Source organism: Acinetobacter nosocomialis NIPH 2119, from assembly GCF_000368085.1.
GTDB classification, from domain to species: Bacteria; Pseudomonadota; Gammaproteobacteria; order Pseudomonadales; family Moraxellaceae; genus Acinetobacter; species Acinetobacter nosocomialis.
On record NZ_KB849239.1, the window covers coordinates 2,332,783 to 2,348,553 of the forward strand.

A 15,771-nucleotide genomic window follows, 5' to 3' on the forward strand; every position below is an offset into this window, starting at 1 on the left:
GTAGCCTATCAGAGCTAGCAGTTTTAAAACTGTAAACTTACCACCCAAGTGCGTGATAAGTGGTATCTGTTAGCCATGTGTGATAATAGCTATCTAGATTAGATAGCTATTATCATTTAAGAATTTATTATTAGATATCCTATTAATTTTAATAATTTTTCAAAAATCGTTAAAAAAATATCATTTTTTTTATTTCATATAACAGCCATTATGTTAAGTGGGATGAAATTAAGTGAATTAACTTTCTTTAAAATAATTATACTACTAGGAATTTTAAAGGGGGTAATTAGCATGTTCACTAGAAAATTAACGGCATTTGTTTTAGGAAATCAAAGTTATTCAGAAATGCCATTAAAAAATGCTGTCAATGATGCTGTAGATATTGCTAAAGCTTTAACATCTTTAGGCTTTACTGTAACTTTACTTACAGATGCTAAAATTGAAGAAATTGATGAGGCAATATTAACGTTTAAAGATAATTTAAATAGTAATGATGTTGGTCTATTTTACTTTGCTGGGCATGGGATACAGCTTAACGGAGATAATTATATTACTGCTGTAGACACCTCATTTTATAGTGAAGGAAGTGTGCTTCGAGGATCATGTTCTTTGAGTGGTCTGATGGAAGAAATGGCACAATGTTCGAATAAAACTAATATTATTATTTTAGATGCTTGTAGAGATAACCCTCTTTCTGGAAGAAGTAGAGGTGGGAGTTCTACGGAATTAGCTCCTATTTATGCTCCGAAAGGTACTCTAATAGCTTTCTCAACTTCACCCGGTGAAAGAGCTAGTGATGGAAAAGGAAAAAATGGTGCTTTTACAGAAGCTCTTTTAAGACATATTACTGCCCCAGACTTAACAATTGAGGAAGTATTAAAAAGAACTAGGAATACGCTATCAAGTATTACTAATGGGAAACAAACATCTTGGGAACATACGTCATTAACAGGAGAATTTTGCTTTAAAGTCAGCTTATCCTCTACACTAACATACCACAAAGATGTAATAGCAGATAAAAATTTTACAGCCTCTTCAAACAAGCAATTTAATGAAATTATTAATGGTTTGAGATCACATAACTGGTATTTACAAAATCCAGCAATAGCCAAATTGGATGAAAGTTTTCTAGAAAATCTTGAAGACGATATGTTGTTTCTTTTAGGTAGAAATATTTATCAATCAGCTGTTGGAAGTTCTGATAATGCGATAAATTTTCTAAATAACTTCAGTGTAAGGACTAAGGATTTGTCTTCCCAAAGAAGAAAAGCTTTGTTAGATGGAATACTTTTTGAGATCTTTTTTGATAATAATGGGGAGATAAGAGAAAATTATAAAATTTCTCAATTTAATAATGTATTTAGTTTAATAGAGTTTGATGAATATAAAGAAAGTTTTAATTTTATCTATGAATCCTTATTAGGTTATGCCAATCTCTTCTATGTAATTCCTGGAAAAAAACGTAAGACCCTATTAGATATTCGGGTAACTCTTGTAGAAGAAGAAGAATATAAAATCGAATCGATTTCTTTAGAAGGTAGTAATATTCTAAAATTAGAAGATGGTATAGACCAAGAAACCTTTAATAAGAATCCTCGTTATTATTCATTAAGTTTAAATAGATTGAAAAACAAATTATCAGAAACCCTGGTTATTCCTAAGAATCTCTTAGAACTAAACTTTATTGATGCTCCAGAAGAAAAGTTTTTTACATATCTTTTACCAAGATCACATACATTAGAAAAGTAATTTAAAGTTTCAGTAAAATTAACATGTTATTCGAAACAGGAAATGGGAGTTCTAAACTCCCATTTTTACATTTTTTTTGAAAATCTCGTATAAGCCGTATTAAGTTAACTTTAGAGAAATTACAAAGTTTCAATGCGTAAAAATTTTAGATAAAAATTTTTCTAAGTCCTATTTTGATGCTATAGATCTATTTATAATCTTTTATAAATTACTAGCTTTAGAACATTTAATAATCTATGGAAATTGTAAAAAGACTTGAACCATTAACTAGCACTAAAAGAGCTCTATATTTACTTTCGAGAAATGAATGTGCATTCCCCCACTGTAAACAACTAATGGTGGATAGATTTGGACACTTTATTGGTGAAATTTGTCATATTGAAGCTGCAAATAAGGAGGGAGAAAGATTTAACCCACAACAATCAAATGAAGAGAGAAGGCATATTTCCAACTTAGTACTTATGTGCCCTACTCATCATAGAACTACAGATAATTCTTTTGAATATCCTGTTGATAAAATGAAAAAAATAAAATTTGATCATGAAAATAGATCATATACACCCAATATAAATGAAAAGGATGTACAAGTATTCATCGATGCAACTTTTTCTAATTTTGTGGAACCATTGACCAATATTAATGCTCTTGATTTAAATAATTATGGACTGACTAGTGAGGAAATAATTGGGGTTGTTAATTCATTTATAAATACTATTTCAAAAGTTCCCTACGAGACACGTAGTTTATATACTCATTGTATGTTGAGCTCTCATGGTGATGAATACTTAGAGTTTGATCCAAGGGAAGTCGAAATGAGGTTACATATTCCAAATCATATATTTATGCAACACTCTCATATATTACAACGCTATGGATTAATGTCTGAATATGACAATGAGGATTACCCAATAGTACGTCAATATCTAACTACTCCAAATGATAATGATGATGAAAGTCAAAAATGGTTCCTGATTATTCTACGAAATAGTTATTTAAATAACCCATATAAATTATTAGATATAATTGAGAATCTTAATTTTAATTTATTACAGTGTTAATAAAATTTAGTAAATATTCATCAAAATTTATTGGATTTTAAATAGCTACCGTTTTTTAGATATAGCTTGGGACGTACTTATTTAATATAATGAGCGTTATACGAAAAAAAATTAAAATATTTTCATAAAACTAGAAACACCAACAAGCCGACTAAGACACAAGTCGGCTTTTTTATGAGTAGTTCTGGAATTTTTTGCCAATATTTTTGATTTAAAATTGTTTAATATTTAGTTTTTTCCTTATTTCTTAATGATCGTATTTCTGAAATTATCACAGTTTTCTGCGGACAACTCTTGGGATAAATATACGCAAATTTTGTACATCTGGGCACACACTGATTTAGGGCATTGGCCAATAGGTAGCTTCTCTATTATAGACTCATCGAGGACAGGATGTTCCTATAATAACAATAAGAACAGCGACAGGACGCGAGGCATGACAGGAATAGACTCTAGTACCAAGTCCCCCAATAGGATGTTGGTTTTTTTATTGTCTAAAAATATACTTAGCGAATGATATAGAATCTGTTCTCATTAGTTTAGTGCTCCAATCAATTAGAAATATTTAAGTTTTAGAGAGATCTTAAAAAATGAAGTGGTCAAACCTACAAAATAATTTTTGGAATATTATTGTTCATTTATTTGCAATTATTGGAGCAACTTTTTTTTGGACAACAGAAATTGGAAATAACCTAATTGAAATAATAGAACGAAATAATCCTCCTCCAAAGGGCTTATCTGGAACATCTGCCCTTGATGGGTGGTTTGAAGGTGCTTTCACTGCAAATACACCTGTTCTAGTTACATTTGTTTTCTATTTTGCCTTTTTTTTATTAATTGCCGCATTTGTAAAAAGGAAACGTATAGATGTAAAGGAAAATAGTAAGACTGCGTCAATCATTCGTTCAATTGCAAACTTAGCATCAAATATACTCTCTTTGATCTTAATATTTTCTTGTATATCAATAAGTCTAGCCTCTATAGCTTTTTCATATGGGAACTTCACAAACACAAATATTGTTGTTTTTATCGGTGGTTGGTTGTTTTTAATAATTTACTTTTTTCTGGCATGTTTTCATCGATTTATTCTTGATGACCTAGAAAGCTATATTAACTCTAAACAACGAATTGGTAGATAACGTTTCTAATAAGTAAAAATTTACAGGCACAGAATTTTTATCTTCAAAACAAAAATTATATATCATAAGTTTAATGAAAAATTTTCTTTTTATATAACTAAAGATGTAATAGAAGTAGCAGATTTGGAGGTTGAAAACTTTAGAATCAGACAGAAAAAAGTTGTAAATTTTTTCAAAAATCTATAAGTAGCATAATAAGAAAAACCTGACATTTAGTCAGGTTTTTTATTAATTAAATTTCCTATAACGCCCATTATATTAAATAGGCGTGGAACTTTCAGTTAGCATCAAAATTAACTTTTGCTTTTCACAGGTCCTTTCCGCTTCCTAATTTCTTTTGCTAGTTTTTCTAATTTTTGCTTAGGTTGATAAATTTCATTAAGTATATGATTCATAAATTCGTAAGAATCAAAAACATCATCAACTGAAATCTCTGAATTAGCATGACTGCCAGCATTCCCTAACCATTTAAGAGCATATAGAATATTTTCAAGCTCACCTAAAATGGCTTTATGATGTTTTGCTTTTGCAATTCGGGCATCAAGAGGTAAACGAATATTTTTGCCCGGCTTTCGGGTAATTCTAGGAATACCAAACTCTGTTAATAGGTTTTCAACAGCAGCTCTGACTTTGTTAGCAGCAGAACTAGGAGAATATAATGTTAAAGAAAATGCTTCGAGTAATGAGTTTTTAACACTATCAGGGCATTTTTCAGGAATTTTGAAAAAATGAATTGCAGGTATAAAAATTTTAGGAGTATGGAAACAGTAATATTCTTGCTCGAATTCTCCATGTTCATTTTCTTCAGGTTCCCAATCAACATAACCTGTGCCTGAGCAAATAACAGTTTCTCCACAATTAGAATTATTACAAGCAAAAACCGTAGTAAAAACTGAGGTTAGCCATTCAGGCTCCCAATAATCACTTTCCTGAATTTTTTTAGATTGCGCAGTATCTTCTGAATGAAATTTTGTTTCATCGAGCTTTAAACTATGATTACCACATGCTGGACAAGGGAAAATAACATCATCAGTTTTCTTAAAAGGTCTTTTAAATAATTGTCTATCCATAATAATAATGTCATATAAATTAAAGTTTATAATATTAAACTCTCAATTAAATTTCTATTAAATTAAATATAATCTTTTATATGTAGTAAATTTTTTAGGGTAATTCTTTAACTATTCATATTTTAAGATTTTTAAAATTAATATAATACGCCTTATAAGGAATGCTTTTTTATCTGATATAAATCATAGCTTTATTCTATCATATCTGGGCTTTTTTAATGATTTGTCATTTTTAACAATCACTTATCCATCAATCTTTCACAATTTCATATAGTCTATGTTCATTCTAAAGTATAGAAATATCCCCCCACTGATCTAAGTGGATGTATTGAAGCCAAAATAGAAATTCATTACAAATGCTGAGGCCTGTAACCTCTTAGACATCTTACACTTAAATAATTTTCAAATAAGTCAACAACTTATAAAGAATAGTATTTCTAACAACTGCGAAGAAAGTAAAGTTTCTAGCAAACCTAAATCACATTAATACATTGTAGTAATTAAAAAAAATAAAGTTATTACATTGAATTAATTTCTATTGACAATTAATCGAATATTCCTCATATTGAATATATGTTAATCAAAAATGAAGTATAAAAATGATCGCTGATGCTTGGAAATCTATAGTTAGATTTTATAGAAATGAACAAAAGAATGAGTCTAGCTATGATCTTTCAGATCCACTTACGGTTCGCCTTCCGCTCAACTTACTTGAGGAAGTAACTAATCAGTCTAAAGCAATTGGTGGTGATCGCTATCGCTCAAAACACCTTGTTAATTTAATTGATCTTGGGGCTAAATTTTATCGTATTAACTCAGATTTTATTTCCACTTTACCAATTGAACACATCAATTTAATCACTCGTTTACACTATGTTTTCAATGAATTAAAACTTCAAACAGAAAAAGTTGCTTTTGAATTAGGTCACGATAACACTTTAAAAGTTTCAAGTTGGTTAAATGGATCCCAAATCCCCTCGTTTGAGGATTTAGATCGATTTAGTGATATTTACTTTATCAATTCTGACTGGATAAAATTTGGAAATAGTAGTCCGTATATGCCTGAATTAACTCCATTCCTTGTTGAAAGAAAATCTTTTCATTACTGGACCGAATCCTTACAAGACATACTTCAGGAATATAAAGGACATCAACCGCATTCTATAAAGTTGATCCGCGGCGAAGAAGGTAGTTTGCTTGTATCGATTGGTTATGGATCTAATAGAAATGATTGGAAAGTTCGGAGCATCTATTATTCAAACCTTAAATTACAATCCATGGATGATATTGGAAATTCGGGGTTTCATTATTTAGTAGAATTAGCAATCCTTTGCATGGTTTTCTACAAATATATAAGAAAACCATCTCTAATAATTTCTTATAATATTAAAAAAGATGAAATGAATGCCCTTATTGAAGGTGAGAAACTTCCAATTCATTTTAATATTTGGGGACAAACAAAAGCTAATTTCTGGTATGAATCTATTTTCGATAAAACTGATACAAACAACCACAATGACAGTTCATATTGGATTGGTGCAACTGAATTATTTAACGCAATTCAAGATTCACCGAAATTCAAAAAGTATTACGAAGATCTTCAAAATGAACCACTCGAACAAATTGGGAAAATACTGAATAAGTCACCTTATAGCTTGTAATTTATTTAAAAAATTTAGTTTCCAATCAAAATATTGACTCAAGGAAAAATCATGATTAAAGATTTACATTTTAGCTTCCCGGGTTTTAGTGCAACTACAGGTTATTGCCACCTAAGAGTTGCTATGAAGTCAACCGAATCAAAAATGGTTATAGTTTGTTCACAATATAAAAATTATTATGGAACATCTGTAACCAATGCTGTTGAAACAATCGCAGAAAAATTTTTTTATGATGTAGCAAATAAAAATATTGTAAACATCGAAATTCCTAATTTATCAGAATATAAAATATTCTCTAAAGATAGAAATTTACTTAAAAGGCTTCTCATAAAATTAAAACTGCTAAACGATAAAAATCAATCAAAAAAAATATATCTGAATATTCCTGAGCTTTTTAACAATATTCTTTGGATTGAAAGATACCCATTAGATACTGGCCTAAGAGAATTTGAAGATGATTGCCGTTTAGTTAAGATGGACGAACAATTTAACCCACAGTGGTGTCAAAAAATAAGTGATGAATTCGTAAGACAGGAAACCGGCTTCTCATTATCTGAATTACTTATTGATAATGAGAAGCTTGATCTAAAAAACCTTCAAAACTTTAAATAATACTTATGTTTTAGATGACCAGTACCCGCTGAAAATAACAATTGAAATTTCCTTCGCTCAAAAGCCATCTCATAGTAGATGGCTGTTGTTTTTGAATTTAAAACAGTTTTGCCTGATGAAATATATAATTATTAATTAGCTAAAATTTTACTTATTACTATTTATTAATTTATGATAATTGTTCAATTATCAACACAAATTCTTAACGAAATCAAAATTAATCCACAATCATTATTAAGAATCAATTTTAGGAAGCAAAATGCATCAACATGCTCAAGAAAAATTAAAGTCTCCTACTTTGGACGACATAATAAATGATAGTAGACTAGAGCGATTGTTCTCAAAAAATGTTAAACCCTGTGTTCTTCAGCTGTGGGTATTACAAATAAAATGCGGCCAATTAAGTGAGAATCGAATAGTTTATGGCCGTCTACTTCCTTATAGTCATTGTAATAACACTTGGAATTTCAGCCATAACAACAAGTTCATTACCATTAACTCACAAACTAAAGCTAGAGTAGCTAAACTCACTTTGTACCTTCAAAGTATTCATTGTGCCGATCTCTTACGATTATTGAATGATAGGCAAACTATTACTCTAATTAGCAAAGAATTAAGGTTTACAATTCCCGAAAGATTAGAAGAAGAATTCGGAAAAACCTCACTATCTCCTACTGATCTGGCTTACCGCCCTGTTGCATACCTCATCAATCGCGATGCTTATCATCCTTCACTCTCTAGCCCACATGAAGGAGCTGGAGCATTTAGTGCCTCGATTACCCCAACTGATAAGGATGCATTATTTCAACTAGGATCTCTATATAGTCCAACGTTAACTAAGATGGTCGTCAAATCCCTTAATGAAGACACAGGTATGGACTTTTCTATTACCGATACCTCTAGATTTGGTGACATAGAATTGCTTGTTTTTCCAACATTAGATGATCAGGAGCGAAACTTATTAGAAATAAACTGGATAAACTCACCACACACTTTAATAGCTAGGTTTAATCCCTCTCAGGTACCATACTATAACAGTTTCCAATTTCGTCTTAATGTCGAAAATAATAGTCAAATTACTTATTCAGTACTCGCTTTAGCAGAAAAAAATGAAGATGGATTATTTGAATGTAGGTTCGAGTTAGATGACCAAATAAGTGCCTGTATAGATAGTACTGAACTAGAGATTTTCGGCTTTCGTGATAGTGCTTACAAACAAGGTACGTTATGCTCACGCTGGCAAATTAATTATATTAGGGAAATGCATTTTCAAAGCTATGTTGTTGGTCATGGTATAGGCCGTTCATATAAGTTCGATTGGCTAGAAAAAACAGCTCAACCCGCTGACAAACTAAGAGTAGAAGCAGCCCTAACGATTAATAACAATAATCAAGGTTTTGCTGGCCACGTCGGAGGACGTGGGGTAGATTCATGGGTTCCAGCCAACCGTGAAATAGCTACTCTTTTTAAACGGTTACATCCCCCAAAATCGAATGGTCTATTCTGTCCCCGCTGGAGTCAGGGTAATGATAATGGGCGTTTACAACTTGTAGAATGGTTCAAGGCGTTACTAACTCAATATCAACAGCACCAAATAGTCATTTTTGATCCTTATTTTGAAGATGCAGGTTTAGGCTTATTATTGCTTTACTCTGTACAAAAATCAGACTATATCGTATTCAGATCTCTACCCAAAACTCCTTCAAAAGATAAACCTCAACGCCGCCAATCAGATAATACGGCTCAGAATGGGATTAATAATCTATTAGCTAATTGTGAGCAAAGCCATCACAAGCTAAGAAACCTTAAGTTACGCATTTATGGACTGAAGGAAGGCCGTCTACATGATCGCTATATAATAATTATGGGTAATGATGGTCTTCCAATTACAGGTTTTCATCTATCAAACTCATTTCAAAGGGCGGCCGAAAACCACCCACTACTGATTACACCAATTCCATCAGATACTTTACTAGAGGTAGAAGAGTATGTGTTATCACTGATACAAGAAGCCAAAGTATCACAGAATCAAGAAAATATTGAAAATACCAATATGCGTCTTCTCTTCGACTCTACAGTTTTACCTCCTTCAACACCGAAACGGTACGAGCCATTACTCTTTCTCAATAAACCTTTTGCAGGTGAAGTACTTAGTCTTTGGTGTAGTGAGCCTACACTACACGGCTTAAACAGTAACGTATTGAAAGAACAAATGACTACCCTAGGCCTACTTGAAGGAGAATCTCTCAATTTATCCACAAGAGTAACAAATTTTCATAACTTTTTAGGTCAACAAGCAGACAACTTCAATAACTTCGGCCCAATCTGGGAAATACTTGGAGATATACTTGCTCACTCACATACTAATGACTATTACATGGAAGAACTTGAATCTGAACATAATTTTTTAAAATTTTTAGCTCATTTTCTCAAGTTATCATTTAATCGTGAATATACAGAAATAGATAAGAATTTAACTGTAGTAGAGTCTCAATTCTTTACAAGAACCATCGAAGAGTTACTATATAGCCCATATCAACCACACCACTTATTTCATACGACAAAATATTCTGCTTTAACTTGGTCAGAATACTTCGCTATTAAGTTCTTATGGCAATTTAATCCAGATGTACTCTTGGAAATTGCCGAAAAACAAATATTAGATATTCCTACAGACAACCAAAGCTCAAAAATCATACGACTATCCCTCCTAAGCCAAATCGTTAGTGAAATTTCTCTTTCTGTACACATCAGAATCAGTGAAATACAACTAGATCGATTACTTAGTAGTAGTAGCGCCTTATTCTATTGGATGGGACTACACGCTATTCAAATACAATTAGAAAAACCGAATAGCCTTTCCAAAGCTATATCATTGATAACTAACTTTACAACCGCCCATCAAATACAAGCCCTTGGTTGGATGATTAATCATGCTGCTAAAAAAACAGAAAATACCGAAACCTATAAAGGTCTTATTACAGCATTACATAAAATTTTACCGTCCAAGATTTCCAAAGATGAATTAAAAAGTTTAATTGACTCAATGCGCGGCCATATGAAACAACTGGCTTGGGCAGAACCGTGGTTATTCCAAGATGTCATTTCTCCTCTACTAGAAAATAATCGAGTTAACGTCGATGATGCCTGTGAGATTTGGACTCAAGAACTCATTTCAATGCTTGAGCCAGAAAGTCCAAATACATCTTTATTATTTGACCAAGCACGAGAGGGCCAAACGACTAATATTTGTGCATTCCTTATAGCTCATAGCAGCCCAGAGCAACAGCAAAGTAGTCTTCAATTGATAAATAATATTTTGCACCAACAGAAAAGGATTATTCAGCAGCCTCTGGCTAGCACTTCAAACTGGTCACGATGGGATAAGGCATTGAAGATTTCATTATGGATATTAGCCTTCTGCAAATGGTGTGAATACTATCTATCTAAATCTAATCTAAGGAACAATGAATTAGAAAAGCTATCCGAAAATGCTCATAAATTAGCTAAAGCTAGACCAATCAATGAATGGAGAACTGAAACTTCTGATCAACCTTCAGGGGTTATAGCATTCCTTAATCAAGGAGAATCGTTGTTAGCTTCGATCGATGAAATAGAACGCATTTCTTAAAAAGAAAAATTTCTAGCTATATAGTAAGCTGCTAATGCGTACTAACTTAAAAATGGTAATCAACAAACCACTTTTAGGAAAATGACATCAGATGTGTCGTTTTCTTATCAAAATGTCATTGGTTGTGTCGTTTTCTAATGTCATTATGCGTCGCAAGAATCGCTAAGCTTTTGAATTTCTGAAATGGAAAATGACATCAGATGTGTCGTCTGACGTTAATTTAGCATTTGCAATAAGAAAGCCACTCCTCTTGAGTGGCTTTTTTATCGCGAGTATTTTTAAATTTGATTTTAAATAATATTAAATTATTCACTATATAAATATGTCATTTTCACTTAAATAGAACTTTCTTCACATTAGCAACAAATAAATAATGGCTTCTTAATTTAAAAACAATAATAGACCTCTTGCGAAAGTAAAAACCACCTCAATCTAAATTTCATGAGATATCAGAAATTAAATCGTTTTTCAGATTCTGAATTCCAGCGCTTGGTTGGTGTACCTCGACCAGTTTTTAGTGAAATGATCGAAGTTTTAAAAGAAGTAGAATCACTTAAAAAGAAATCTGGGCGTCCTCATACTTTAGCTATAGAGGATCAATTATTATTAACACTCAATTACTTACGGAATTACAGCACTCAATTGGAGTTGGCTGCAAATTACCATATCGCTGAAAGTAATGTGAATCGAACCATTAAAAAGGTTGAAGATGCATTGATGAAATCAAGACGGTTTACTCTGCCAAAACGAAGCATTACCACAGCAGACGAACAGTTTAACTGGGTCATTATTGATGCGACAGAATGTTCAATAGAACGTCCGAAAAAAAAATCAGAGTAAGTTCTACAGTGGTAAAAAGAAGAAACATACGCTAAAAGCACAAGTGATCTATCATCCGAACAGCAAACAAATCATAGGGCTAGATATATCGAATGGCAGTCAGCATGACATTAAATTGGCAAGAAGAACGGTTAAAAAATTCAAACATTGTAAATATGTTATGACCGATTTAGGGTACTACGGATTAGAGCAAGATGGCTTTAAATTATTGATGCCAATAAAGAAAAAGAAGAATTTACCCTTATTTGATGTTGAGAAAAAGTACAATAAAATGATTGGAAAAATACGAGTTGTGATCGAACATATTAATAGTCAATTGAAAACATTTAGAATATTAAGTGAACGCTATCGAAATAGACGGAAAAGATTCGGTTTACGCATTAACTTAATCGCTGCACTGGTAAATCGGATGAACTTGCAATAACGACTTTCGCAAGAGGTCTAATACTAATACCAAAATATTTTATAGATAAAAACCAATAATATAAATATATAAAAAACTCTTGTTTTTAAAAAACTTTTATAATTAAAACTAGGCGTCGGCTGACCCGCTTTTGCTTTTAAACGAATATAAACTCAGCCGACGAGCTAGATATACCAAATTATTTCAATAAAAACCAACATCAATACTATTATTTTACAAATAAAAATAGAATATTAATTAAAAAATTCAGAAAACAAATATATCCAATTTAAATATTTGTTTTATTTAAAGAATAACAAACCGCTAAAAACCGAATTAAACAATTAGAATAAAAACAAAGAGTTATCAAATTAAAACCACCATAAAGAAGTAAAATTATTTTTATTTCAATAATATAGATTATGTTTTATTTTATAATTTAAATAAAAATATATTATTTAAAATTTATAAAACCTTATTAGGTTACCTCATATTTTGTGTTTAAAAATGTTATTAAAAATAACTCTATTTTTTATTTTATTGATTTTAAATATATTTAGATATGCTTCACATGACCAGTGACAGATTACACATCTTGACACCAAATAGTAAAAAATTAAATACTCTTTACCAATTATGTGCACAGAAGCACATAATCAACAAATAGTAATAAAAATATCTCAAACAAATCACATGGAAATAGATTATGTTAATTAAAAGTATTTTATCTTCGATTACCAAGATTATCCCACTTCCTGAAAATACTAACACAAGCAGTAGTTTAGGTAACGGCTCTGGTGACGGCCTACTGAACGGAATATCTTCGGGAAATGGTGAACACAACTATGGTATAGGAAATGGTATTGCTCATGACGCCAGTATTACTGCCCCAATTACCATACCTCTTAACCTCTCAGGCAATTCAATTACACTCATAGGTAATTCATCTTCAAGTTCAGTTAACACGTCACCAACGACCACTTCGAATACGGTTCATGACAACGACGTAACAAATAATGGTAATGGTTCTACTTTAGGTGCCGGTACAGGAAACGGCTCTGGCGATGGGCTTTTAAACGGTGCAGCTTCAGGAAATGGTGAACATAATTATGGTATTGGTAATGGCATTGCCAACGGTGCAAGTATTACTGCGCCACTTTCCATTCCTCTTAACTTGGCAGGTAATTCCATTACCTTAATCGGTAATTCATCCTCTAACTCAATCAACAACTCTTCAACCAATACCTCAAATACTGTTAATAGTAACGACACCACATATAACGGTAATGGCTCGGGTGCAGGTAATGGTTCAGGCGATGGCTTGTTAAATGGAATTGGCTCTGGAAATGGTGAGCAAAATTACGGTATCGGAAATGGTATTGCCCAAGGTTCACATGTTACAGCCCCAATCACTCTTCCCCTGAACCTGTCTGGCAATTCAATTACATTAATTGGCAACTCATCTGCCAGTTCAGTTAACACATCACCAACAACTACTTCTAATACCGTTCACGACAATGACACAACCAATAATGGCAATGGCACGGGTACAAGTGGTGTAGGCACGCTTGGCAGTTCTGGCAATGGCTCAGGTGACGGCTTGTTAAATGGAATTGGTTCTGGAAATGGCGAGCAAAATTACGGTATCGGAAATGGTATTGGTAATGGCGCTAACATTACCTCCCCAATTACCGGAGTTTTAAACCTCTCTGGAAATTCTTTTACTTTAATTGGTAACTCTTCTTCTAGCTCAATCAATACTGCACCAACAACAACTTCAAACACTGTAAACGACAATGACGTGAAGAATAATGGAAATGGTGCAAGTGGTGTAAATGCACTTGGTGGTTCTGGCAATGGTTCAGGTGATGGCATCGGCAACGGCTTAGCTTCTGGCAATGGTGAACATAACTATGGTATTGGCAACGGGAATGGTAACGATGTAAACATTACTGCCCCACTGACAGGTGCACTAAACTTTTCAGGTAATGCTTTTTCACTGATTGGCAACTCTTCTTCTAGTTCAATTAACATTGCTCCAACCACAACGACTAACACAGTTAATGACAATGACGTGAAGAATAATGGTAATACTGGAAGCACATTAGGTACTGTTGGAGGTTCTGGAAATGGAACTGGTGATGGCTTACTCAACGGTGCAGCATCTGGTAATGGTGAGCACAATTACGGCATTGGTAACGGAAACGGTAACGATACCAACTTTACGTTTCCCTTCACTGGCGTACTTAACTTTTCTGGAAATGCGCTTTCAGGTTTCGGTAGTTCAACAAGCCACTCGTTAAATATTGCTCCAACCACCACAACCAATACAGTCAATGATAATGACACCATTGTTAATAGTAACTCTGGTGGTCTGGGTAGTTCTGGTAATGGCTCTGGTGATGGTCTATTAAATGGCGCAGCGTCGGGCAATGGCGAACACAACTACGGCATTGGTAACGGTAATGGCGAAGGTGCAAACTTCACACTTCCATTTACTGGTGGTTTAAATATTTTGGGTAATGCTTGGTCTGGTATAGGTGGGACTTCAACTCAGTCTATAAATATCTCACCAACCAACGCTTCAAATACAGTCAATGATAACGACACCACCCATAACGGTAATGCATCAGGTGGTGTGATTGGCTCTGGTGATTCAGGCAACGGCTCTGGTCATGGCCTATTAAATGGCATTTCATCTGGCAACGGTGAACACAATTATGGCATTGGTAACGGTAATGGCGATGGTGCTGATATTACTGCACCTATTACCACACCAATAAATATATTAGGAAATTCCTCTTCATTGGTTGGTGGTGAAGGTACAGGCGATATTTTAAGCCCTATTACCAATGTTATTGGAGGTATTGGCGGCATCGGTGGCGATCTGGGCGATAATCCGCTGACAGGAATTATTCAAAGCGGCATAGATGTTTTACAAGGTGCTGAAAGCTTAAAAACCAGCCTGATCAATGGTGGTATTGATACCATTGCAGGAACGATTATTGGCGCATTCCCTCAGGCAGAACACCCTGTCGGTGATTTTGCCGACCTAGGCAAACTACTTTTTGAAACTTCTCGTGATAGCGTCAACGGTACACTTGAAGCGATTTCAGACCTTGCTGGAGCCGATCTAAATGGTGCGCATAACTCAATCAGTGGCGTACTTAATACCCTAATTGCCAACGGTTCTTCAGCTTCAAATATTATTCAGCATATTATAAGTGATGATCTTGTGGCTCAGCATGGCGATCTGTTCGGTCCGATTACCAATATTATCGGCGGTATTGATAATGGAAATGGCGGTTTCCTAGGTGGCCTTAATGATTTAATTAATATTAATTATGGTGGTGCAGACAATAGTCAGCAAGTTGATGTAAGCGGTATTTTAGGCAATATTCTCGGCTCGGTCGGTTCAAATCAAGGTATTGCTGTTGGTGAGCCTGATCCAACAGGCGGTAGTTTGATTCATACGATTTCACTTAACACAGTAAATCAGTTAACTGACCAACTTTTACATGCTTTACCGACTGTCTAATTTATTAGTAAAGATATAAAACCTATAAAGCACCTTTCAAATTTTATGTTTGGAAGGTGTTTTTCATTAA

At 33.3% G+C, this 15,771-nt stretch carries 9 protein-coding genes; 8 read left to right on the plus strand and 1 reads right to left on the minus strand.

The annotated features are described in order from the left end of the window. Positions 1 to 222: 222 nt before the first annotated feature. The 3 genes from F984_RS14735 (at position 223) to F984_RS14745 (ending at position 3,946) form a co-directional block, all read left to right on the plus strand. Positions 223 to 1,749: a caspase family protein gene (locus tag F984_RS14735; protein ID WP_025469341.1), complete on the plus strand. Its 1,527-nt coding sequence runs from the start codon at positions 223 to 225 to the stop codon at positions 1,747 to 1,749. 236 nt (positions 1,750 to 1,985) lie between these two features. Beyond that, positions 1,986 to 2,807, plus strand: a complete 822-nt coding sequence (locus tag F984_RS14740) for a hypothetical protein (protein ID WP_004710409.1) — start codon at positions 1,986 to 1,988, stop codon at positions 2,805 to 2,807. A gap of 590 nt (positions 2,808 to 3,397) precedes the next feature. Then, positions 3,398 to 3,946, plus strand: a complete 549-nt coding sequence (locus F984_RS14745) for a hypothetical protein (RefSeq protein WP_004710410.1) — start codon at positions 3,398 to 3,400, stop codon at positions 3,944 to 3,946. 293 nt (positions 3,947 to 4,239) lie between these two features. On the opposite strand, the gene F984_RS14750 is transcribed toward F984_RS14745, so the two are convergent. Beyond that, positions 4,240 to 5,016, minus strand: coding sequence for a DUF4145 domain-containing protein (locus F984_RS14750; protein ID WP_004710411.1), 777 nt, complete (start codon positions 5,014 to 5,016; stop codon positions 4,240 to 4,242). 599 nt (positions 5,017 to 5,615) lie between these two features. On the opposite strand from F984_RS14750, the gene F984_RS14755 reads away from it, so the two are divergent. The 5 genes from F984_RS14755 (at position 5,616) to F984_RS14780 (ending at position 15,701) form a co-directional block, all read left to right on the plus strand. Then, positions 5,616 to 6,677 carry a hypothetical protein gene (locus F984_RS14755; protein WP_004710412.1) on the plus strand — a complete coding sequence of 354 codons (1,062 nt, stop codon included), beginning with the start codon at positions 5,616 to 5,618 and terminating at the stop codon, positions 6,675 to 6,677. Between the two features lie 51 nt (positions 6,678 to 6,728). Continuing rightward, the gene (locus tag F984_RS14760; RefSeq protein ID WP_004710413.1) at positions 6,729 to 7,289 is read left to right on the plus strand and encodes a hypothetical protein; all 561 of its coding nucleotides are present in this window, start codon (positions 6,729 to 6,731) and stop codon (positions 7,287 to 7,289) included. Between the two features lie 259 nt (positions 7,290 to 7,548). Further along, on the plus strand, positions 7,549 to 10,920 hold the full coding sequence (locus F984_RS14765) for a VPA1262 family protein (protein WP_004710414.1): 3,372 nt from the start codon (positions 7,549 to 7,551) through the stop codon (positions 10,918 to 10,920). A gap of 441 nt (positions 10,921 to 11,361) precedes the next feature. Continuing rightward, a protein-coding gene (locus F984_RS22565; RefSeq protein WP_076611894.1) for an IS5-like element ISAba27 family transposase occupies positions 11,362 to 12,184 on the plus strand; the annotation gives its coding sequence in 2 pieces (ribosomal slippage) (positions 11,362 to 11,742 and positions 11,744 to 12,184; 822 coding nt in all). Positions 12,185 to 12,869: 685 nt separating this feature from the next. Continuing rightward, positions 12,870 to 15,701: a beta strand repeat-containing protein gene (locus tag F984_RS14780; RefSeq protein WP_004710415.1), complete on the plus strand. Its 2,832-nt coding sequence runs from the start codon at positions 12,870 to 12,872 to the stop codon at positions 15,699 to 15,701. Positions 15,702 to 15,771 lie beyond the last annotated feature (70 nt).

Excerpts from the sequence above, each read along its gene's own strand:
- F984_RS14755 (WP_004710412.1), top strand. The coding sequence starts at position 5,616 with ATGATCGCTGATGCTTGGAAATCTATAGTTAGATTTTATAGAAATGAA.
- F984_RS14750 (WP_004710411.1), bottom strand. The coding sequence starts at position 5,016 with ATGGATAGACAATTATTTAAAAGACCTTTTAAGAAAACTGATGATGTT.
- F984_RS14765 (WP_004710414.1), top strand. The coding sequence starts at position 7,549 with ATGCATCAACATGCTCAAGAAAAATTAAAGTCTCCTACTTTGGACGAC.
- F984_RS14780 (WP_004710415.1), top strand. The coding sequence starts at position 12,870 with ATGTTAATTAAAAGTATTTTATCTTCGATTACCAAGATTATCCCACTT.
- F984_RS14740 (WP_004710409.1), top strand. The coding sequence starts at position 1,986 with ATGGAAATTGTAAAAAGACTTGAACCATTAACTAGCACTAAAAGAGCT.
- F984_RS14745 (WP_004710410.1), top strand. The coding sequence starts at position 3,398 with ATGAAGTGGTCAAACCTACAAAATAATTTTTGGAATATTATTGTTCAT.
- F984_RS14735 (WP_025469341.1), top strand. The coding sequence starts at position 223 with ATGAAATTAAGTGAATTAACTTTCTTTAAAATAATTATACTACTAGGA.
- F984_RS14760 (WP_004710413.1), top strand. The coding sequence starts at position 6,729 with ATGATTAAAGATTTACATTTTAGCTTCCCGGGTTTTAGTGCAACTACA.